17 protein-coding genes and 1 pseudogene are annotated in these 20,585 nt (G+C 36.0%); 5 read left to right on the forward strand and 13 right to left on the reverse strand.

Annotation, left to right across the window (positions count from 1 at the left end; genetic code table 11):
- Positions 1 to 13: 13 nt before the first annotated feature.
- The 4 genes from E2R67_RS08485 to E2R67_RS08500 all read right to left on the reverse strand — a co-directional run bounded on the left by E2R67_RS08485 (position 14) and on the right by E2R67_RS08500 (position 4,561).
- Positions 14 to 1,117, reverse strand: coding sequence for a TFIIB-type zinc ribbon-containing protein (locus tag E2R67_RS08485; protein ID WP_134290516.1), 1,104 nt, complete (start codon positions 1,115 to 1,117; stop codon positions 14 to 16).
- A 38-nt stretch (positions 1,118 to 1,155) separates the two neighbouring features.
- Positions 1,156 to 2,268, reverse strand: a complete 1,113-nt coding sequence (locus E2R67_RS08490; RefSeq protein WP_134290517.1) for an SPFH domain-containing protein — start codon at positions 2,266 to 2,268, stop codon at positions 1,156 to 1,158.
- 177 nt (positions 2,269 to 2,445) lie between these two features.
- Positions 2,446 to 3,810: an MATE family efflux transporter gene (locus E2R67_RS08495; RefSeq protein WP_166739347.1), complete on the reverse strand. Its 1,365-nt coding sequence runs from the start codon at positions 3,808 to 3,810 to the stop codon at positions 2,446 to 2,448.
- A 256-nt stretch (positions 3,811 to 4,066) separates the two neighbouring features.
- On the reverse strand, positions 4,067 to 4,561 hold the full coding sequence (locus E2R67_RS08500) for a hypothetical protein (RefSeq protein WP_134290519.1): 495 nt from the start codon (positions 4,559 to 4,561) through the stop codon (positions 4,067 to 4,069).
- A gap of 303 nt (positions 4,562 to 4,864) precedes the next feature.
- Between E2R67_RS08500 and E2R67_RS08505 the strand changes: the two are divergent.
- A pseudogene (locus tag E2R67_RS08505) lies at positions 4,865 to 5,167 on the forward strand (helix-turn-helix domain-containing protein); the annotation flags it as partial.
- 50 nt (positions 5,168 to 5,217) lie between these two features.
- Here E2R67_RS08505 and E2R67_RS08510 read toward each other — a convergent pair.
- From E2R67_RS08510 to E2R67_RS08525, 4 genes are all read right to left on the reverse strand, one after another.
- Entirely contained in the window at positions 5,218 to 6,897 is a 1,680-nt protein-coding gene (locus E2R67_RS08510; protein WP_134290520.1) for a methyl-accepting chemotaxis protein, read from the reverse strand.
- A 356-nt stretch (positions 6,898 to 7,253) separates the two neighbouring features.
- Positions 7,254 to 8,228 carry a hypothetical protein gene (locus E2R67_RS08515; protein ID WP_134290521.1) on the reverse strand — a complete coding sequence of 325 codons (975 nt, stop codon included), beginning with the start codon at positions 8,226 to 8,228 and terminating at the stop codon, positions 7,254 to 7,256.
- A gap of 350 nt (positions 8,229 to 8,578) precedes the next feature.
- Positions 8,579 to 9,433: an S-formylglutathione hydrolase gene (gene fghA, locus E2R67_RS08520; RefSeq protein ID WP_134290522.1), complete on the reverse strand. Its 855-nt coding sequence runs from the start codon at positions 9,431 to 9,433 to the stop codon at positions 8,579 to 8,581.
- A gap of 72 nt (positions 9,434 to 9,505) precedes the next feature.
- Positions 9,506 to 10,636, reverse strand: a complete 1,131-nt coding sequence (locus E2R67_RS08525; protein ID WP_134290523.1) for an S-(hydroxymethyl)glutathione dehydrogenase/class III alcohol dehydrogenase — start codon at positions 10,634 to 10,636, stop codon at positions 9,506 to 9,508.
- 107 nt (positions 10,637 to 10,743) lie between these two features.
- On the opposite strand from E2R67_RS08525, the gene E2R67_RS08530 reads away from it, so the two are divergent.
- A complete protein-coding gene (locus E2R67_RS08530; protein ID WP_134290524.1) occupies positions 10,744 to 11,607 on the forward strand; it encodes a LysR family transcriptional regulator in 864 nt (287 codons plus the stop codon).
- A gap of 66 nt (positions 11,608 to 11,673) precedes the next feature.
- Here the strand turns inward: E2R67_RS08530 and E2R67_RS08535 are convergent, their stop codons facing one another.
- The 3 genes from E2R67_RS08535 to E2R67_RS08545 all read right to left on the reverse strand — a co-directional run bounded on the left by E2R67_RS08535 (position 11,674) and on the right by E2R67_RS08545 (position 13,529).
- Positions 11,674 to 11,895, reverse strand: coding sequence for a hypothetical protein (locus tag E2R67_RS08535; RefSeq protein WP_134290525.1), 222 nt, complete (start codon positions 11,893 to 11,895; stop codon positions 11,674 to 11,676).
- 428 nt (positions 11,896 to 12,323) lie between these two features.
- Complete coding sequence (locus E2R67_RS08540; RefSeq protein WP_134290526.1) at positions 12,324 to 12,995, reverse strand: alpha/beta hydrolase; 672 nt, start codon at positions 12,993 to 12,995, stop codon at positions 12,324 to 12,326.
- 57 nt (positions 12,996 to 13,052) lie between these two features.
- Complete coding sequence (locus E2R67_RS08545; RefSeq protein WP_134290527.1) at positions 13,053 to 13,529, reverse strand: Lrp/AsnC family transcriptional regulator; 477 nt, start codon at positions 13,527 to 13,529, stop codon at positions 13,053 to 13,055.
- Positions 13,530 to 13,774: 245 nt separating this feature from the next.
- On the opposite strand from E2R67_RS08545, the gene leuA reads away from it, so the two are divergent.
- Positions 13,775 to 15,487, forward strand: a complete 1,713-nt coding sequence (gene leuA / locus E2R67_RS08550; RefSeq protein ID WP_134290528.1) for a 2-isopropylmalate synthase — start codon at positions 13,775 to 13,777, stop codon at positions 15,485 to 15,487.
- 81 nt (positions 15,488 to 15,568) lie between these two features.
- Here the strand turns inward: leuA and E2R67_RS08555 are convergent, their stop codons facing one another.
- Positions 15,569 to 17,029 carry a hypothetical protein gene (locus tag E2R67_RS08555; protein ID WP_243836985.1) on the reverse strand — a complete coding sequence of 487 codons (1,461 nt, stop codon included), beginning with the start codon at positions 17,027 to 17,029 and terminating at the stop codon, positions 15,569 to 15,571.
- Between the two features lie 428 nt (positions 17,030 to 17,457).
- Between E2R67_RS08555 and guaD the strand changes: the two genes are divergently transcribed.
- Complete coding sequence (guaD, locus tag E2R67_RS08560; protein WP_445177036.1) at positions 17,458 to 18,777, forward strand: guanine deaminase; 1,320 nt, start codon at positions 17,458 to 17,460, stop codon at positions 18,775 to 18,777.
- A gap of 30 nt (positions 18,778 to 18,807) precedes the next feature.
- Positions 18,808 to 19,386 carry a nucleoside triphosphate pyrophosphohydrolase family protein gene (locus E2R67_RS08565; protein ID WP_134290530.1) on the forward strand — a complete coding sequence of 193 codons (579 nt, stop codon included), beginning with the start codon at positions 18,808 to 18,810 and terminating at the stop codon, positions 19,384 to 19,386.
- 40 nt (positions 19,387 to 19,426) lie between these two features.
- Here the strand turns inward: E2R67_RS08565 and E2R67_RS08570 are convergent, their stop codons facing one another.
- On the reverse strand, positions 19,427 to 20,554 hold the full coding sequence (locus E2R67_RS08570) for a sensor histidine kinase (protein ID WP_243836987.1): 1,128 nt from the start codon (positions 20,552 to 20,554) through the stop codon (positions 19,427 to 19,429).
- Positions 20,555 to 20,585: the final 31 nt, after the last annotated feature.

Below are 20,585 nucleotides of genomic sequence, written 5' to 3' on the forward strand. Positions count from 1 at the left end.
TAATTAAAAGTACTTATGCGTTCATTTTATAAAGATAAACGGCGCCAGCAATCACTATTGCAGAAACAATAACGGCGGCTGTAATTTTAAACACGGAATAAGGTCTTGTACCTTGAACTTCACCGGTTCTCGCATTCACCATAAACTGATAAACCTTACCTTTAAAGTTGTAGGCGCTCATCCATACCGGCAATAAAATATGTTTAAATTTTACATCATGGTAAGCGGTTTGCTCAGATATAATTCTCTGTTCATCTCCACCAATATCGCGGCGTATTGTTGAATTTATTGTTGGATCCATTTTTTTCTTCGCAACAACAAAACCACCTTCTAAACCGACAGAATAACTTTCAACCTGAAAGCCTGCTACATATGAGCTATTAAACACTTCAAGGTTATCAAGATCCCACGGCTCTAGCTTATCAACGTATTTCTCTTCCATACGCTCTGATGCATGCACAAGTAAATCATCAAAGTTATTTCGAACATGACCAGATGCACTGCGCCACCTTGTATGTCTGACTTGTCGAGTTTTAGTCACTGATTTACCATCTACAGTTTCCGTATAAGACTCGGTCGTGTAGTAGTAATCACCACGTTGTCCTCGATAATAAGTTTCAGTGTTTGCATCAAAGGTCCAAAAAGGAGTGTAAATACCTTTTAAACCATCCATTCGTGCATATTCTTTTAACTTATTAGGTGCAAACCAAAGCTTTTTAAGCCAAAGTTTAAAGTTGCTTGCGGCTTCATTCTTGTTAATTTTGAAAGGTAATAACGATTCTGGCTTGAGTACTTTTGCTGATTTACCAACCGCCACAATTGCAGACCCACAGAAAGCACATTCGCCACTGGTTTGGTTTTCTTCTAAGGCGACTTCTGCTGCACAGGTGTTACACTTTGTAATAATCATATCAACAGTTTCACCTGCTGATTCTTGTTCTTGTAAGCGTTTAATCGCTTTATTAAAGTCTTTTTCTTTGATCTCTATATTATCTATTGGTGCATCAATGATATTTTCAGTATCGCAGTAGGGACAAGTTAAATGCGACGTCCCAGGTTTAAATGTTAAATCAGCACCACAGTTACTACATGGAAATTTATCTACTTCGTTACTCATACTTTATTCGACCTTGTTCTGATAAACAGTATTGCTGACTACATTGGAATTGGTGGTGGAACTTGAGCAAAAAGATTGCTTAATTCTGCAACTTCGCCTGCTGCAGTCCATGCTGCCATGCCTTCTTTCCACACTAAGGTTTCACGCTTAAGTTCACCTGAAGTGGCCTTTTGTGAAAGAGTATTGGTGTCAAAAGGACCCGTTTGTGCTCCGTTTACAGCCATAAAGAAAGTCACTGAAGAGGGAAGTGGTGGAGGTGTTGCTGTTTGTTGTGCTGGAGCTTGCTGAGTTTGTTGCCCTCCCATGGATTGTCCCATTTGATTTGCCATTGCAAAACCCATTCCCATTCCCATTCCACCGGCTGCTGTACCTCCGGGATTATTTGCTGCCGCTTCCATTGAGTTGGCTGCTTGAAATTGTGTGTATTTGTTTAAATCTCCTATTACACCCATTGACGATCTTTTATCAATTGCTTCCTCTACGGCTTTTGGTAATGAAATGTTTTCAACTAATAGCTTAGAAAGCTCTAAGCCGTACTCTTGAAATTCAGGGGCGATTTTGTTGTTAATAAAATCGCCTAATTCATCATAATTAGAGGCTAAATCTAATACTGGAATTTTTGCTTCACCTAATGCATCTGAAAATCTTGCTACAACGATATTACGAAGTTGGCTAGCGATTTCATCCGAGCTGAAGTCACCGTCTGTACCAACAATTTCTTTAAGAAAAAGAGGGGCATCGGAGACTTTAAGGCAATATGAACCAAAAGCTCTGAGTCTTACTGGTCCAAAATCAGCATCTCTCAACATGATTGGGTTTTTAGTTCCCCATTTAAAATCGGTGAAGCGTTTTGTATTTACAAAATAAACTTCTGCCTTGAAGGGAGAGCTAAAACCGTATTTCCAGCCTTGTAATGTAGAGAGTACTGGTAAATTTGCGGTTTCAAGTTTATATCTTCCTGGTTGGAAAACATCAGCAATTTTACCTTCATTAACAAATACAGCTACTTGTGACTCTCGAACGGTCAGTTGAGCGCCATTTTTTATTTCATTCCCGTAACGTTCAAAACGGTGAACCATAGTATCGTTTGAGTCATCTAACCATTCGATGATATCTATAAATTCGCCAACTAATTTGTCAAAAAATCCCATGTACTTCTCCTTAAATAATTGCGGTCATCATATTTCATTTAAATGGAATTATCCATTTTTGATAAAACGATAAGTTTTAATTTGTAGTGTTCACGATAAGAAATTATATATATTTCTAATAGAATGGTGCCCTTATTGTGAGAATCTAAGTATAAATTTAGATGACTAAATAAGTATTTATTCGCTTTTAACCTGTTTTGAATTTTCGTAAAACTTCAAACGGTTTGCTAGGGTTTTTCTGAAAGGCTGCCATTTTAATACTTCATCAAATAACATGATTCCAAATACAACATATAGAGGTGCATCAAGGTAAATCATTAACGCACATAAAGGTAACGAAATGATCCATTGTGTAATGATGTTGATACGGACAATTAAATAACTATCGCCCATTGCCCGTATCATATTGCCGCAGAACATATTATTAGTGCGAACTAGTGGAAGAATGATATAAACAGGTGCAATAGTCGCCAATGCAATAATGGTTGCTTCAGATAAATTAGGATAGATCGCTGGCGCTAATTCACTAAAAGTATAGAAAATAAGTAATATAAAAAACGATATTATTCGCGCAACAAAGAGTGATTGGTAAACAAAAGGGGGAATAGCAGTGAATTCTTTTTTTCCTATTTGTTGGCTAACAATAATAGTACTTGCTTGCGTCCATGTATTTGCAAACATAGAGCCTATTTTTATCCAAGGTAACACTAATGTAATTGCCGCATAAGCAGGAACTGGAAGTTGTGCAAATAACATTTGGAATAATAATGCACCCGTCAATAATACGATGAAGTTAGCGACGATGGGGACCACTTCTTGAATATGTTCAATCACTGATGCTTTATTGACGACACTAAAACCTTCAACTTTGCCTCGTTGCTTTTCTTGGTTAAAGCGATAAGCGAGATAAGTAAAACGGATCACAATTGCAATTACACTTCCCCATGCTGCCCCTGCAAGCCCTAATTCTGGTGCTCCCCATAACCCGTGAATAAGAATAATACTGCAGATAACATTACAAGGAATTTCAATCATAAAACCATAAAGCGGAATACGTGTATTACGAGTAGAGTTAAAATAAACAACGACAACCTGTGAGGCAGATGAAAACAGCAGTAAAAGTAATGCGACTTGTACATAACTTTTGGCTTCTGCTGCTACTAACGGATCATGACTGATAAAGTCGATTAGTGGAGAACCAACGAGTAGTAATGTAATTAATGCTAATACAGAAAAACTGAGATTGGTGACCCAAGCAGACGCCATGACTAAGCCAATATGCTTTTTATTACCTGCGCCAACGGTTCTTGAAAGTACCAATTGTGTGCCATTAGCAATGGCAAATTGAATACCGATAAGGAAAGCGATAATTGCACCAGCGATACCAAAGGCGGCGACTTGTGTTTCACCTAGTGAAGCGATTAATAACAAATCGATAATGGTGACAGATTGCATCAATATTGCATTGCAGGTCATTGGCCATGCAAGCGATACATTTTGTAACAGTGTTTCTTTTGAGAATGTTATATTTGAGAACTTCATAAACCTTCGCATATTCTTTTAAATTGGTAAGTTGAAGAGGTTAATATTTTTAATAGTGCCGTCATTTTTATTGGCTAGTGTGTTTTTATAGTCAAAATTTGAGGAACGTTTAGTGAGTTTGGTTGTTCACTTTATTTGTTAAGCCATTAATTATATGAGGTAAAATATGCAGTGGAGTTTAAGCTAGAAAATGTTTTATGTCCGTGAGCATTCCGACAAAATGCTTGGCTAGTTTATTAGCTAAAACATTGCATCATTATTCATCTCGAGTTAGGAGTTGAAGCACTATAGTGTTAGAAACCCAATCACCATTAACCACTTGTATAGTATATTCAGAAGTTTCCCATTGTAAATTTAGCTTACTTCTAAGATTTAGAACTTCTATTGTATAGTGATGGCTTGCTGTTACAGCTGCTACTGGCTGTGGTATTTGTGCTGGTGGAATTTTATTCTTAATGGTATCAAATAATGGGGTTTCATTATATTGATTAGCGTTTATATTCTTCCATCTTATAAGTGCATTTTCGAACAAAGGTGTCGCAGATAGAGATTCTTCATCTAGCCCAATCAACACAAGCAAAGGGGCTGAATCGTATTGGGTAATATTAATTGGCGAATGGGCTTTTAGTGCAATCCCTTCTATCCTCTGCATTGGTAAATTTGCCGAAACTGCCGCTTTAAGTGTTTTTTCTTCTAATAATAATTGTGGATTAATACTATCAAGTACTTCCATTAATATTGTATTAGACACTATTGAATCTCCAACCTTTGATTTTATTAGATTTATATTATTTATTGCCGAGGCATAAGCGGAATAGCTTAGTAGTATCAAGGTGGCAATACGTATTATATTAACAGTAACATTAAATTTAACTTTAATTTTTTTATTTAAAAGTCAAAGTAGGCTCTTATTTTTTTATTTTATTGTGCTTATTTTGTTGACAGTAGGTAGGTGTTTGTCAATATTTTGTTTCCTTGTGGTGTTTGTTAATTTGCTTTTAGTTGATTGAGGCTTCTTAAGTTACTGTTTTTATATTGATTGTTTTGTTTTTGTGATTACATGCAAGCAAACTTTCATCGACAGGTTTATCTTGCTGAACTTGCTGAGTTAGCGCAATTGAGCGAGTATCATTTTTGTCGTATGTTTAAAGAAAGTTTGGCGCAAACTCCTCAAGCTTATTTACTTTCAGTTAGAATTGAACAGGTTAAATTACGTATAAGTAAGGTGGCGGATCAGGAAAGTTTATCGGATATTGCTTTACAGTGTGGTTTTTCAAATCAAAGCCATATGGGGCGTTATTTCAAAAAATTGGTAGGAATATCTCCTAGAGAGTATCGTTATTTAAGCGCAAGTTAAAAGCTCTTTAAACCGTATTGAAAACATATTCTCAATACGGTTTATCTTTATTATTTCAATTTAAAGTAACTGACTGAATTCAATAATTTATGGCTCAGTTCTGAAAGAGAAGAAGCTGATGCCATTGATACATGAGCACGATTAGTACTTTCTTTAGAAACTTGGTTTACATCATTCACGTTAGTTTGTATCTCATCTAATGTGTTTTTCTGTAATATTGCAGCTGATGATGTTTCTTTTGAAATCTCTTTGATCTGTTCAATAGACATATTGATTTCATCTATCACATTACCTGTATCGGATACGTGAGCCACACTTTCTAATGATTTACTGTGGCTATGGTTGATCATTGATACCGCTGATAATGTACTCTTCTTAAGTGTTTCGATGGTTGATTGAATTTCACCTGTAGAGTCTTGTGTACGTTGTGCTAGGTTTCTTACTTCATCTGCTACAACAGAGAAACCACGTCCATATTCGCCTGCTCGTGCTGCTTCAATCGCTGCATTGAGTGCGAGTAGGTTGGTTTGATCTGCAATGCTTTTAATAACTTCAAGAATACTTGCGATATTATCTGCTTCAGTATCTAGCTTTTTAATGGCTTGTACTGAAGTATCTATTTCATCGGCAAGCTCTTCAATAGAGGCGATGGTGATATCTACAATCTCTTTACCTTTGTGTGCGGATTCAATGGCATTGTCTGATTTAGCGACTGTGCTCTCGGCATGTTCAGATAATTGTGTTGAAACAGTATAAAGTTCATCAACAGAGCTTGATAGTTTCGCCATTTCTATATGTTGAAACTCGGCATCATCAATTCGTTGCTTATTATCATTAAGCAGACCATCTGTAGATTTATCTAGATTACTAGCTAATGATGTCACGGATTTAAATATTTTGTTCAGATTATCTGTCATGCTGAAAACAGAGCGTTTGATTTCACTTATCTCGTCGTTGTTTTTTCCAACGTCAATGCTTTTACTGAGGTCACCTTCAGCTAGAGAATGGGTTACAGATACAATGGACTGTAAATCTTTCTTCAAACGAGTCAGCATAAAGAATGAGAAAATAATGACGATAAAGAAGATGCTTGTGGCTAGAATGGTCGATTGAACCACAATTTTATTTTCTGCTTCAATGATTCCTTTTGAGCGTATATCAACTACTTGATCATGCATTAAGTTAATATCGTTAATGCTTTGTATAACGGGTTCAAAAGCTTGTCCTGCGGCTTTTTCTGCTTTTTTACGGTGTACAAATGTCGCTTGCGTTAACCAAACGTCAGTTAATGATGCCAGTGCTGAATTTAAATGTTCTGCTTGCTCTATTAGTAAATCTCTTTTAAAAAGAATGCCTTCTTCTTTTGGAAGTTGAAGTGCTGAATTCCATTCTTTTTCAAGGGCTGGGCTGGTGTCTTTTAAATCTTCAATATATTGACTAAGTAGGGTTTCAACTTTTTGAGTCGCATTTTCTAGATCTTTCTTTTCCACAGCCCTTGCTGAAAACCTCATTCCCATGTCTTCTGTGAATTGATATGCCTTTAAGATATCTTTCCATTCGTTATTGATATTGGAATAGAACTGTCTAATTTCAGAATCTAAAACAACATCGTTAACAACGGTTCTACTATTGGTGACGAGGTTAATGGAAACAAAAAGCAAGGAACACATTAATACAACAACAAGACTTGAAATCTTAAAAGATAGCGTTAAATTTCTGAATAGATTCATACTAAATACCTACTTTATTATTGTTTTTAAAAGGCGATTGATGAATGAGTGTCGAGATAATTCTCTCTGTATATTTTGTTTAGCGCGATTTCTTATACCCATTTTCATTTAATATTTACTCGCTTATTTCTCAGTTGATATTTGAATTTAAACTGAGTTAATAGTAGTTACTATTTGTAATACAGCTAGTAATAAAAAATACTACCTTAGATATAGAAAAAGTAGAAGTTATGACTGAAAAATATAAAATTTTCCAAGACTTCATTACCTTCGGTTACGTTTTGTTACTTTGTTTTTGTTGAAAATGGCTTTTTTAAAAAAAGAGGGGAGAAGATAGAGGAAAAACCTCTATCTTTTTATAAAGTTTGTAATTTAAATTGCTCAATAATATCTTTGTGTTTTTGAGCTAATGCTCCTGCTTGAACCGTTGGAATACGTTTTAAGTCAACTTCTTGATTGGTTTTTGAAAATTCGCTGGCAAAGTGTGCTGCTAATTCATGTTTACGTGTTTGTTGAGAAAGATCGGCAATGTCGATAGCAGGATCAAAACGATGAAAGCCTTGATAGCTAAAATGTTGATCAACATGTAAATCACTAAGACGAACAAACTCTTGCATTAAAGCGCGGCTAATTCCGTTAAGCGTTAATGATTCTACTTGTAGATAAAGCACTCTATTTTCCATTTCAGGTAATGTGCTACGTTCTGTTTGGTTGACTTTAATATCAACTAGCCACAATCCATTGCTTCTTTGTTGTACTTCCTGAAGGCTTACTGTGCTGTGATCATAAGTAATCAATGGTAAAATTTTCGCTATTTTCTCCTCTGGTGAGGTGTCAATATCAGGCGCAGGAGTGCATTGTTTTTTATCATAAAACTCAGCCATTAAAGGCAAATCTATATGAGTATTAAAAGGTGTTGTAATGCTTTCTTCTAGCGTTAGTTTAAAAAGCTCGCGGATTTCATGCTCTCGGGATTTTTTAATTGCTAAAAAAACGCTTTGAATAACTTCAGATGTAGGTAATTCAGATTCAACACGCCATTTTCGACCAAATAATAATTTTAAATCATTAGGTTTTTGAGTAGATTTTTTATGGTAATTATCATGGCCTACGACACCAATTTGAATGTAAATACCGCCTTGATCTTGAGTGGCAAAAACAACATACCTTGGATCATACTCAATATCACAGATAAGCGCTTCAACACTTTCTAAAGTATGGTGATAAGTTAAATAATGTTGTGGGATGCAGTAATCACCATTACTAAGCTGCACTTTGGGTGCTTTTGGCATTACTTTTTCCCCTAAACGTAGCGGAATTTCTTGGACCATCTGATCAACCTTATCATCGTAATTTAAACTATATACCCGTTATCATTCAGATTGTTGTGTTTTGCAATTGAATGATGATGGGTATATACGTGACTCGTTCTGTTTAAGTTCACTGAGTTAACTAAAAGTAGGAACAAGCGCAAATTTAGTCAATAAATATAGCACTTTGGCCTTTAATGTTTGCTCATTATAAAATCAATATTTATCTGTTTTCTGTGTGAAATGTATGTGATAAGTCATTAATTTTAATGCATTTAATAAAGCGTTTTGATACTTACATATTAAGCTATTTTGATGATAATAGTCGACAATCATTTGTCCTTTTATTATGCGTTGTTAAGTTTACTCATTTAATTTTTTATTAACGCCAAGTTTTTAGCATGAAATTTCAAATGTGAATCGATATAAGTACTAATGAAATAGTAACTATGGTCATAACCCTCGCGCATATTAAGCGTAAATTGGCCTTGCTTTGAACTTGCAATTGTAGATAGATTTTCAGGTTTTAATTGTTCTTGCAAAAAGGAGTCGTTGCTACCTTGATCTATTAAAATTGGTTGGTGATGAGCGAGTTTCGATAATATTTCGCAGCTGTCATAAGCTTTCCAATCTGCTTTGTTTTTACCTAAATAGGCTGAAAAGGCTTTCTCTCCCCAAGGGCAATTAACAGGATTACAAATAGGGCTAAATGCACTAATTGATTGATACAATTCAGGATTACGTAAACCAATCGTTAATGCGCCATGACCACCCATAGAATGACCACTGATCATTCGTTGTGTTGTCACTGGAAAGTTGGCTTCTATTAAAGCAGGTAATTCACTCACAATATAGTCATACATTTGATAATGCTTCTTCCATGGTTCTTGTGTTGAATTAACGTAAAACCCTGCGCCTAATCCTAGGTCATAGGCTTTATTCTCATCATCTGCAACACCTTCACCGCGTGGGCTTGTATCGGGAGCTACAATAGCAATACCCAGTTGAGCTGCTAATTTCTGTGCGCCTGCTTTTTGCATGAAATTTTCATCGCTACAAGTTAATCCTGATAACCAATACATTACAGGGACGGGTGTTTTGCTCGAAGCTTGAGGAGGCAGATAAATAGCAAAGCGCATTTCACAATTAAGTATTTCAGATTTGTGGCTGTATTGCTTATGCCAACCTTCGAATAGTTTGTTACCACTAATATTATTAAGGATCATAATTATTACCTATAGAAACAGTAAAGCAGCTTTTGAAGGCTGCTTTTAAATTTAATCATTTATTTACATGGGTTATTTATCGAAGTGAATAACACTTCGAATACTCTCACCGCTATGCATTAGATCGAATGATTTATTAATATCTTCAAGTGGCATTGTATGTGTAATGAAATCGTCTAATTTAAATTCACCTGCCATATAACGTTCTACTATTGCAGGTAATTCTGAACGGCCTTTAACACCACCAAATGCGGTTCCTCGCCATACTCGGCCTGTTACTAATTGGAATGGGCGGATCGAAATCTCTTGACCTGCACCTGCAACGCCAATGATCACTGATTCACCCCAACCTTTATGGCAACACTCTAAAGCGCTACGCATGACATCAACGTTGCCGATACATTCAAATGAATATTCAACACCACCATCTGTCATTTCTACAATTACATCTTGAATAGGTTTGTCGTAATCTTTTGGATTAATACAATCTGTTGCACCCAGTTGTTTAGCGAGTTCAAATTTACTTTCATTAATATCAATACCAATGATTTTATTAGCACCCGCCATTTTGGCGCCGATAATTGCTGATAGGCCAATTCCACCTAATCCAAAGACAGCGACATTATCGCCTTTTTCTACTTTCGCTGTATTTAATACCGCGCCCATACCTGTTGTTACACCACAACCTAATAAACAAACTTCTTCAAGTGGCGCTTCTTTGTTTACTTTAGCTAAAGAAATTTCAGGTAAGACTGTGTATTCAGAGAAAGTTGAACACCCCATGTAATGGAAAATAGGTTGGCCGTCTTTATAAAATCGAGTGGTGCCATCTGGCATGACACCACGGCCTTGAGTTTCGCGCACGGCACTACAGAGGTTGGTTTTACCTGATAGACAAAATTTGCATTCGCCACATTCTGCTGTGTAAAGTGGAATAACATGATCGCCAACACTAACGCTGGTGACGCTTTCACCGATTTTCTCAACAATACCGCCACCTTCATGACCTAAAATAACAGGGAATAAGCCTTCTGGATCTTCGCCTGATAACGTAAATGCATCGGTATGGCATACACCTGAAGCAACAACTTTAACTAAAACTTCACCTTTTCTAGGTAGCATTACATCAACTTCTTCAACAACAAGCGGTTGATTTGGGCCCCAAGCGATAGCGGCTTTTGATTTAATAAATTGATCTGTCATGTCGACTCCATTTGTTAGTTTTATAGCATTATTTAACTCTATTATATTTGTTTCTGTATTAATGATAATCTAGTTAAAATGAAAATTACTTTTACTGAGTGGTAACAATGAATTGGCAAGGTATTAATGAATTTGTAGCTGTTGCTGAAACACAGAGCTTTTCTTTAGCGGCTAAAAATCTTGCGATCTCAACGGCGCAAGTAAGCCGTCAAGTGAGTGCGTTAGAAAAACGGTTACAAGTAAAACTTTTCTATCGTACGACGCGTAAGGTTTCTTTAACTCAGGAAGCGCAACTGTTTTATCAGCATTGCCGCCATCTATTGGATGGATTAGAAACGGCAGAGCAAGCTATTACTAATCTACAACGCAACCCTCAAGGGAAAATTAAACTTTCTGTTCCCGTGACTTACGGAGAGCAAAAAATATTGCCGTTAGTTAATGATTTCGTAGCTTTATATAATGAAATCGAAGTAACTACTGAGTTGAATAATAATCGAGTTGATCTTGTTGATGGTGGATTTGACTTAGCTATTCGGTTAGGCCAATTACAAGACTCAAGTTTGATAGCAAAACAACTTAGTCAGCGTTCAAATTATGTTTGTGTTTCTGAAGGCTATATAAAGAAACATGGACAGCCGCATTCATTGTCAGAATTAAAGCACCATAATTGTTTATTAGGAACCAGAGATTATTGGCGTTTCAAAGAGCAGGACAAAGAAAAGAATATTAGAGTTAAAGGTAATATACGTTGCAATAGTGGGGTGGCATTAGTAGATGCTGCTATAAAAGGGATTGGGATTGTTCAGTTGCCTGATTATTATCTTCACTCCTATATTGAGTCAGGGAAATTAGTTACTATTTTGGATCAATTCAGAGAGCCCGCTGAAGGGATTTGGGCCGTTTATCCACAAAATAGATACTTATCGCCAAAGATTCGGTTATTAATTGAATACCTTGCAGAGCATTTGTAAGCAGTGTTTATTCAGTATTGAATAGAAGTTAATCTACTAAGGTTAATGTAAAACGTAGAAGTAGGTTTATATTTCTACGATTACTTTACCCATTCCAACGCCACTTGAAAAACGTGAGTAAACTTCGTCTAATACTAGTGTTAAACCGCCAGCTTCAGCTATTTCTGCTAATTTACATAGGATGATTGTATGTTGTTCATGTTTTTGATTGTTCAACATTGGAATAAGTAAGTTATTGAGTCTTATGTTATTGAATAAGATAAGAAAATGCCCAATGAATAAATCCATCGGGCATTTTTATTTTATAGGGAAATAAAATTTAATTCACTTGTATCGGGCAAGTGTTTATATTTTGTTACTGATCTAAATAACTGTCGTTGTTGATCATCTGCGTCATATCCATGTAAGTATTTCTATGTAGCAGAATAGGAATTATAAAGTTGAATTGTGTGAAAAATATGGAGAAACGATGGAGATTACACTTTTATGTTGTTTTTAAGGACTTTTTATTAACAGAGTTTTAACAAAGGCGGGGAAAATGGCGGAAATATAAAAAGAAGAATGAGCTTGATAAAACTTATCTTATTATTGGAAATTTATTTTCTATTCATTTAAAGACTTTAAAAGTAATTATGCTGTTTTAAAGTTAGTATAAAAATATATATCATGACTAAAACTGCATAATTACTCTATAAAAAAGTTAGGTTGCTACCATTCTACTTAAGTACTTTTTGAATCCAATCTGTAATATCACCTAATTGCTCTGCGATTAAGGTATGAGGCATTGGGTAGCTCTCCCACTCTGCTTGGTAACCATTTTCTAATAATAATCGGTTAGCCATTTGCCCTGCATCAAAGGGGACAACTTCATCTTGTTCTCCGTGATGTTGTAAAATGGGGGTTTGTTTATTGGCTATAGAGAGTTGTGGAGGTAATTGATCGCCATTAGGTAGATAACATGACATCGCCAGAATACCTGCTAATTTATGTGGGTATCTTAAGCCTGTAAATAGGCTCATTACGCCACCCTGACTAAAACCTGCCAATATTATTTTTTCGCTAGCAATCCCATTATCAAGTTGCTCTTGAATTAAATGATGGATCATTTCTTCTGAAACAAGCACATCTTTAAGATCGGCTCGATTATGCAAATCCATACTTTTAATGTCATACCATGAACGCATTACCGCACCTTGGTTAATCGTCACTGCTTGTTCTGGAGCATGAGGAAAAACAAAGCGTATTGTATGTCCTTGAGGTAGAGATAACACTGGAACAATGGGAGAAAATCCAGCGCCTGAATCACCTAATCCATGCAACCAAATAATACAACTTGTTGCTTCTGAACTTGGCTCTACGGTGATTCTTTCTAGTTTTTTTGTTGTCATTGCTCATGCCTTTATAGATTATTTTTGATTATGGACACTCTGTTTATTTATGAGGTGTTAATCTAAGGGTAATGCTGTTTTTTTAACAACTTCCCGTAAAACAAAGCTTGAGTGTACACCGGTTACACCTTCTAACTTAGTAAGATGACCCAATAAGAATTGTTCGTAATGTTGCATATCTCGTACGACCACCTTTAATAAGAAGTCTGCTGACTGACCTGTGACTATTGAACACTCAAGTACTTCTGGTAATGACGCGATAGCAGCTTCAAAATGGTCAAAACGTTCAGGCGTATGCCTATCCATGGTAATGCCAATCATAGCGGTTAAATTTAAACCTAATGCAGATGGTTTTAATAAGGTAACATGTTTATCAATAATATTAGATTCTTCTAAGCGCTTAACGCGTCGAGAACAGGGCGTTGGAGATAATCCAATACTATCAGCTAGTTCTAAATTACTAATACGCGCATTCTCTTGCATTAACTGCAATATTTTCTTGTCAGTTCTATCTAATTTGATGGCAGCTTGCATATAAAACTCCATTGTTGGTTTATATCTCTACATTATTTGTTTTATGTAGCTATTTATTGCATTACTTTGCCTTTTTGTCTGTTAATTTGCAACCATTCGCTACATAAAAAAGCTTATAGTTACAACATGAATAGCGAGCGATATTTCTTACCGGAAATGGGTGGCAATACTCTTACCATGATGAGCCAACTCGCTAATTCCTTACTTCTCCTATATAGAATTGTAGTTATCCCAAGGATTGCCTGATGCCAAGTAACAATATCCCTTCATCAAACTTTAACCATAAAAAATACCGTGCTTTTACGCCTATTCAAAAAAGCGATAGACGTTGGCCGAATCATGTAATCAACAAAGCGCCTGAATGGTGTAGTGTTGATTTAAGGGATGGTAATCAAGCACTGATAGAACCGATGACGCCAAGTCAAAAGTTAGAAATGTTTAAGCTATTAGTTGATGTCGGTTTTAAAGAAATTGAAGTTGGCTTCCCAGCGGCATCTGCACCTGACTTTGATTTCGTTCGTCAGCTAATTGAAGACAATTTAATTCCAGATGATGTGACTATTCAAGTATTAACACAAGCTAGAGAGCCGTTAATCGCACGTAGTTTTGAAGCACTTAAAGGTGCTAAAAAAGCGATTGTTCACCTATACAATTCAACTTCGACTGTGCAGCGCGAGCAAGTATTCAAAAAATCTAAACAAGAAATTAAAGCGATAGCAGTACAAGGCGCAGAATGGGTTCGTGATATGGCCGCAGCTGCGCCTGAAACTCGTTGGTCTTTTCAGTATTCTCCTGAGAGCTTTACAGGAACAGAAATGGATTACGCATTAGAAGTGTGTAACGCAGTGATCGATGTTTGGAAACCAACGTCAGACAATAAAGTAATTATTAACTTACCTGCAACGGTTGAAGTGTCAACACCTAACGTTTATGCAGATCAAATCGAATGGATCAACGATAATATTAACTCGCGTGAAGCAGTAAGAATTAGCTTACATACGCATAATGATAGAGGTTGTGGTGTTGCTGCTGCGGAGTTAGGTGTATTAGCTGGCGCAGATAGAATTGAAGGTACATTATTAGGTAATGGTGAACGTACTGGTAATATGGATATTGTAACCATGGCAATGAATATATACAGCCAAGGTATCGATCCTGAATTAGTTTTATCTGATATGGACCGTATTATTGCAACCGTCGAGCGTTGTACACAGTTAGCAGTTCATCCTCGCCATGCTTATGCAGGTGAATTAGTATTTGCTGCTTTTTCTGGTAGCCATCAAGATGCGATTAATAAATGTATGGCCATCGATGCGGAACAGCGCAAAGATGATCCTAATGCACATTGGCAAGTTGCTTATTTGCCGATTGACCCTCGTGATTTAGGCCGCTCTTACCAGCAGGTGATTCGTATTAATAGTCAATCAGGTAAAGGCGGTGTTGCTTATGTACTTGAGCAAGATTACGGTATTCAAATGCCGCGTTGGATGCAAGTTGATTTTAGTCCTCATATCCAAGCCTTTGCTGAAAAAAGTGAATCTGAAGTAGGCTCTGAAGCCATTCAAAGTATATTTGTAGATACTTATTTAAAACCACAAAATGCGGCTGTTATTGGTGGTTATCAACTTAATCGTGAAGGCTGTGTTGATACCTTGCAAGCCGAATTAAAAGCAGATAATGCGGTTGTTGAAATTGATGGTAAAGGTAAAGGTGTATTAGATGCCTTTGTTAGAGGATTAAGCAGCAAGATCGGACGTGATATTGTATTGCTTGATTATAGTGAGCATGCCTTACCAAGTAAAAAAGGTGCTGAAAATGAACAAGCTGAAGCGATGGCTTATGTTCAAATCAGTATTAATGGTAGCCGATACTGTGCTGCTGCACTTTGTGATGACATCGTAACGGCATCAATGCAAGCGGTATTAAATGCGTTAGGGCGTAGTTCAGTTAATTTATAATAAATTATTATTGAATGAGTAAAATCAAAAAGGAGGCTATATTGCCTCCTTTTTGATTGTTCTAACACGTAAATTATATCCCTACAGGCGTTTTTTTATATGTAATAAAGAACGTAGCTTAGATTGACGTGGCTGATCTGCTTTATCTTTGATCTTCGCTTCTCCTGCTTTTTCTATCTCAATAATCCCTGAACGATTTAAAGTCACTCTATAGCGTTCAAATTGAGCGAGGTATTGCCCTTGGTCTAAAGCCACAATAATATTAATTTGATAACGTCGCTCAATAGACGTCGTTTGGATCTTTTCTTTATTTGAGGTTTTTTCCAAACGTTCGAATATTTTTTCAGTACCGCCTTCAACAAAACGCGTTAATGGCCGTAAACTAAAAATAATATTTTCTTCCATCGTATCGTAACCGGCTTGAAAGCCATTTTTACTAACACGCGTTTCAATACGGTAATGTAACAACTCTGCACTTTGTTTATTTTGAGTATGACGCTCGGCTAATAAGTCGCGGCTTTGTTGTGGCAGTCTTTGTGTTTTAGTGTAATCCAGCCACACTTTTTGTTTAGCAATTTCATGTTGATTGGTTGAATCTAACAGTGTTCGAGACCATTTAGGCTTACCTCTGCGGATCCAACGCCATAAAATATTCTTAAAGTCATCTTTAAAAACTTCACGAACACCATAAATAATCGCAAGTAAAAAAACCATCACAGCGGTTAATTGGCTAAATGCACCTTGGGTTTTAATAATCAAAACCAGTATCACGCTCATTAATAAAGCGGTTGCTATGCCAGTAACAAATTTACGGGTGATATTCCCTAAGACTATAGTTCTACTTTTAAATATCACACCGTATTCAATTAAACGACGTAAAAGACGCATTTTATTAGCGATACGGTTTGCATCTTTTAAGGTGGCCTCTGAGTTATAAATATTCTTTTTACGGTATTGTTCTTCTTCATCACAAATTGCTAACAATGCTAAACGGTTTTCAGAAAACTCTGATTGGCGCGGTTTATTTGCCAGCATGCGCATTATGGTTTGCTCTGTATACCAAGAAAGATAGTTATCAACACTTTCATAGATAGCTAATAATTTAGGGCTAGTAGGTTTATGGCTACGGTGCTTTTTAAGGATATCTAAACAGTGTTCGGTGAGCTCATTCATTGCTACATAGAAATCAGCTAGACTTTCACTATCATCAATAGCGAGTACGTCATTTGCATCGGTATCTAGTGCAGAGATATATTGGTATGCGAAAAGGTTGAGGTTGCTTCGATATTCAGTTGTTGAACGTTTCATTCGACTTGCAAAACGACGGTGTAACAAGGGTAAATGTAATCCCTTCGTATGATAAGCACGCTTACCATTAATACCGGCATTAAAATAATCTGTTTCGCTTAAGGTGTTTTTATTGATCCCCATCTCTTTTGGTAGCGAGAAATATAAGTCAATGCGCCTAAAATCACCTTTCTTCATATGGTGAGTTAGCTTGATTGATAATTTATCGTCCTGCTTGAGAGTGAAGTTGGGCAATGATTCCTCCTTAGTGAATAATGAGTATATCTCTATTACTTTGAATTGTAATGATTTTGTATAGCAAAAATAGAAAATATACTTAATTTATTTAAAGCTCAATAAGTTGTTGAGAAAGCCTTTAAATTTGCGCTAAATGAGTGCTTGAATGCTTTTCTGAACACGATTAGTTTCTTTGTTTTTATACTTATTATTTGTAAGGTCATATAAAAACAATGACTTAACAATAAAATTAAAGGATAAACTAATACTTTAAGATTGGACTAAATTTGGCTATATTAACCATGCTTTTGGTGATTTTCGGTTGTTATTAATAAACTGTTGGAACAAGGACTTAGCTTTTTGCTAGTCAAAAATCATAGTTGGAACTTAACTTATTTAATTAAAAAACTATGGAGCCCCTTGTGAAACAAGACTTAAATACTACTGTGCCTGCAGTTAAAAAATCTAATCTACGTGCTATTCGTTCAAGCTTTCTACATTTCCTTAATGATCCTTCAAAAGTAGACGATAGTGCTCAAGCTTATCAATATATTGAAGACGGTTTAATGGTGATTGAAAATGGAAAAATACAATCATTACAAGTCTTTAATGAACAAGCGGCGAGTTTATATTCTCACGTTGAAGATAAAAGAGGGCAGTTAATTATGCCTGGCTTTATTGATACTCATATCCATTATCCACAAACAGAGATGATTGCTTCTTACGGAGAGCAATTATTAGAGTGGTTAGAAACCTATACTTTCCCCACTGAAAAACAATTTTTAGATAAAGATTACGCCCAGAAAATATCTCAATTTTTCATTAATGAACTACTAAAAAACGGCACAACAAGCGCATTAGTTTATGGCACGGTTCACCCCGAATCGGTTGATGCATTATTTGAACAAGCACAAAAAGTAGATATGCGGTTAATTGCGGGTAAAGTGATGATGGATCGCAATGCGCCTGATGACTTATTAGATACTGCGCAATCAAGTTACCATGATTCAAAAATGTTAATTGAAAAATGGCATAATAATGGTCGCTTACAATATGCGATTACTCCCCGCTTTGCACCCACCTCGACACCAGAGCAATTAACTCTTGCTGGTAAATTAAAATCTGAATATCCAGATGTTTATGTACAAACTCATTTATCTGAAAATAAAGATGAGATTGAATGGGTTAAATCGCTTTACCCTGAACGCGCTGGATATTTTGATGTGTATGAACATTATGGATTAACGGGAAGCAAATCTATCTTTGGCCATTCTATTCATTTAACTGAAGAGGAATGGGCATCTTTTACTCGTACTGAATCTGTGATTTCATTTTGTCCGACTTCGAATCTCTTTTTAGGTAGTGGATTATTTGATTTAAATAAAGCAGAAAAAAATAATATTCGTGTTGGTGTTGGGACGGATGTAGGGGCTGGCACAAGTTTTTCTCAATTATCGTCATTAAATGAAGCCTATAAAATAATGCAGTTACAAGGTAAGAAATTATCGCCATTTAAAGGATTTTATTTAGCGACATTAGGTGGCGCAGAATCACTTAGCTTAGAAGATAAAATTGGTAACTTTGAAGCAGGTAAAGAAGCGGATTTTGTGGTGTTAAATTGGGCGGCAACAGAGTTGCAAACATTACGTTATAAAGAAACTGCAAGTTTGGAAGATAAGTTATTTGCATTGATGATGTTGGGTGACGATCGTAATATTCATTCTACTTATGTTGCCGGAAAATTAGTTTATACTGCTAAGGCTTAATTTAACATTCATTATTAGAAAGGAACAACCATGAAACTAACTCAGCTAACAACGGCTATTTATGATCATTTATATAGTGATATTAGTCAGTTTAGAGAGACCTTTGATCTACCTTGCAATGCACCTGAAACCTTAGATGAAAAAGCAGATGCATTACATACTTCATTAATTATTGAAGAGCTCACTGAGTTAGCAGAAGCACCTTGTAAAGTAGAACAAGCCGATGCGATTGTGGATAGTGTTTATGTATTAATGGGGCGTTTAGTTCATTTAGGTAATAAAAATGTCGCTGATAATATTGCAATTAGTTATTTGATTGATTTGTTTTTAAATGTCGCTAAACAACGTGATATTGACTTTATGAGTTGTTGGAATGAAGTGCATTCAAGCAATATGAGTAAAGTTTGCCGCAATCAAAAAGAATATGCAGAAACAGAAGCTTTTTATGCGCAACAAGGCGTTAAATTAGTGGATAGCGTGAAAGGTGAGTTTATTATCGCTAAGTGTGCTGAAGATGTACAATTAGAAGGTAAGTTAGTCAGACAGGGGAAAGTGTTAAAATCAGTTTATTATCGTCCTGCGGACTTAGCGCCTTTAGTTGATAAGTAATTAATTGCTTCAATTATTATAAAACCCTCAATTGAGGGTTTTAATAAAAGTTAATTTCTACATAATGCCCTTTGCTTATACTTTCATTTTTATATTGCCATCCATAATGTTCAACCAAGCGTTCCGTTAACTCTAAGCCTAACCCAAATCCTAATGCTTCTTTTGTTTCATCTTCTGTTAAATTTTGATTAATGATAGTTAAGCTTGCGTCAGATTGTTTGACAGTAATAGATCCATCGTGAGTATGCTGTAATGCATTTCTAATTAAATTGGTGATCACTATTTGGCAAAGCGCTTCAGGTAATGAATGAGTACTTTGATCGGTTTTTATGGCAACCTCAACTGTTTTACCATTTAATAAATAGTTTAATTCTTGTAATAGTCTCTCTGTCATCAAGCCAATTGAAACGGGTTTGATAGGGATTGATTTATCCGATTGGCGATTTAACCAAAGTAAGGTTTCAGTCAAATCGGTCATGGTTAAGCTGGCACGTTCGATGCGGTCAACGACTTCAAGCTGTTTCTTGGTACTAATTCCTTTTATCATCATTTTTCGTAGAAGCTCTGTATTTGTGCGAGTCACGGCAATAGGCGTACGGAGTTCATGACTTGCATAGCCTAAAAATCGCTGTTCACGATCTAGACTTTCTTGTACCGATTGCAAACTGGATTGAACTATTTTGGCGAGGCTATTGAATTCGCTGTAATAAAAGTCTGGTGTTGGTTGTGAAAGTTGTTCTTTATTAAGTTGTTTTGTCCAAGCTGTTAATTTTTCAATCGGGTTAGCGACTTTGCGTAAAATAAAATAAGGCACTAAAGAGAATAACCCCATCGCGACTAATGCAATAAGCAGGATATAAGCAAAAGGAGGGATTTTATCTTCCTTTGGTGCTTGTGCGTCATTAACAAACATTGAGGCGATGTAACGTTTTTCTCCACCTCTGTTCACTAACATGACAAAGTAACCGGCTTTAGGCTGAGCAAATAGCGGATTTCCATCTACATTTTTAAGTAACTCTTCCTCTACAAGATTTTGTTCATCTAGATTTTCTCTAATATCTTTAGGTAAGTCTTGCCATCTACTGGCAACAAAGTAATCGTTAATGATTCGTGGTTGACCATCAACAATCGGATATTTATAAGCTTGCTCTCGCATAGAGTGGCTCATGGAAAAATCGAGGCCGGTAAAAAAATAATTA

Source organism: Psychromonas algicola (genome assembly GCF_004378355.1).
Taxonomy (GTDB): domain Bacteria; phylum Pseudomonadota; class Gammaproteobacteria; order Enterobacterales; family Psychromonadaceae; genus Psychromonas.

Bases quoted from the DNA above. Each gene is read 5' to 3' on its own strand.
- E2R67_RS08510 (WP_134290520.1), bottom strand. From the start codon at position 6,897: ATGAATCTATTCAGAAATTTAACGCTATCTTTTAAGATTTCAAGTCTT.
- E2R67_RS08485 (WP_134290516.1), bottom strand. From the start codon at position 1,117: ATGAGTAACGAAGTAGATAAATTTCCATGTAGTAACTGTGGTGCTGAT.
- E2R67_RS08570 (WP_243836987.1), bottom strand. From the start codon at position 20,554: ATGAGCCACTCTATGCGAGAGCAAGCTTATAAATATCCGATTGTTGAT.
- E2R67_RS08545 (WP_134290527.1), bottom strand. From the start codon at position 13,529: ATGCAAGCTGCCATCAAATTAGATAGAACTGACAAGAAAATATTGCAG.
- E2R67_RS08565 (WP_134290530.1), top strand. From the start codon at position 18,808: ATGAAACTAACTCAGCTAACAACGGCTATTTATGATCATTTATATAGT.
- E2R67_RS08525 (WP_134290523.1), bottom strand. From the start codon at position 10,636: ATGACAGATCAATTTATTAAATCAAAAGCCGCTATCGCTTGGGGCCCA.
- fghA (WP_134290522.1), bottom strand. From the start codon at position 9,433: ATGATCCTTAATAATATTAGTGGTAACAAACTATTCGAAGGTTGGCAT.
- E2R67_RS08495 (WP_166739347.1), bottom strand. From the start codon at position 3,810: ATGAAGTTCTCAAATATAACATTCTCAAAAGAAACACTGTTACAAAAT.
- E2R67_RS08490 (WP_134290517.1), bottom strand. From the start codon at position 2,268: ATGGGATTTTTTGACAAATTAGTTGGCGAATTTATAGATATCATCGAA.
- E2R67_RS08535 (WP_134290525.1), bottom strand. From the start codon at position 11,895: ATGGATTTATTCATTGGGCATTTTCTTATCTTATTCAATAACATAAGA.
- E2R67_RS08540 (WP_134290526.1), bottom strand. From the start codon at position 12,995: ATGACAACAAAAAAACTAGAAAGAATCACCGTAGAGCCAAGTTCAGAA.
- E2R67_RS08515 (WP_134290521.1), bottom strand. From the start codon at position 8,228: ATGGTCCAAGAAATTCCGCTACGTTTAGGGGAAAAAGTAATGCCAAAA.
- leuA (WP_134290528.1), top strand. From the start codon at position 13,775: ATGCCAAGTAACAATATCCCTTCATCAAACTTTAACCATAAAAAATAC.
- E2R67_RS08530 (WP_134290524.1), top strand. From the start codon at position 10,744: ATGAATTGGCAAGGTATTAATGAATTTGTAGCTGTTGCTGAAACACAG.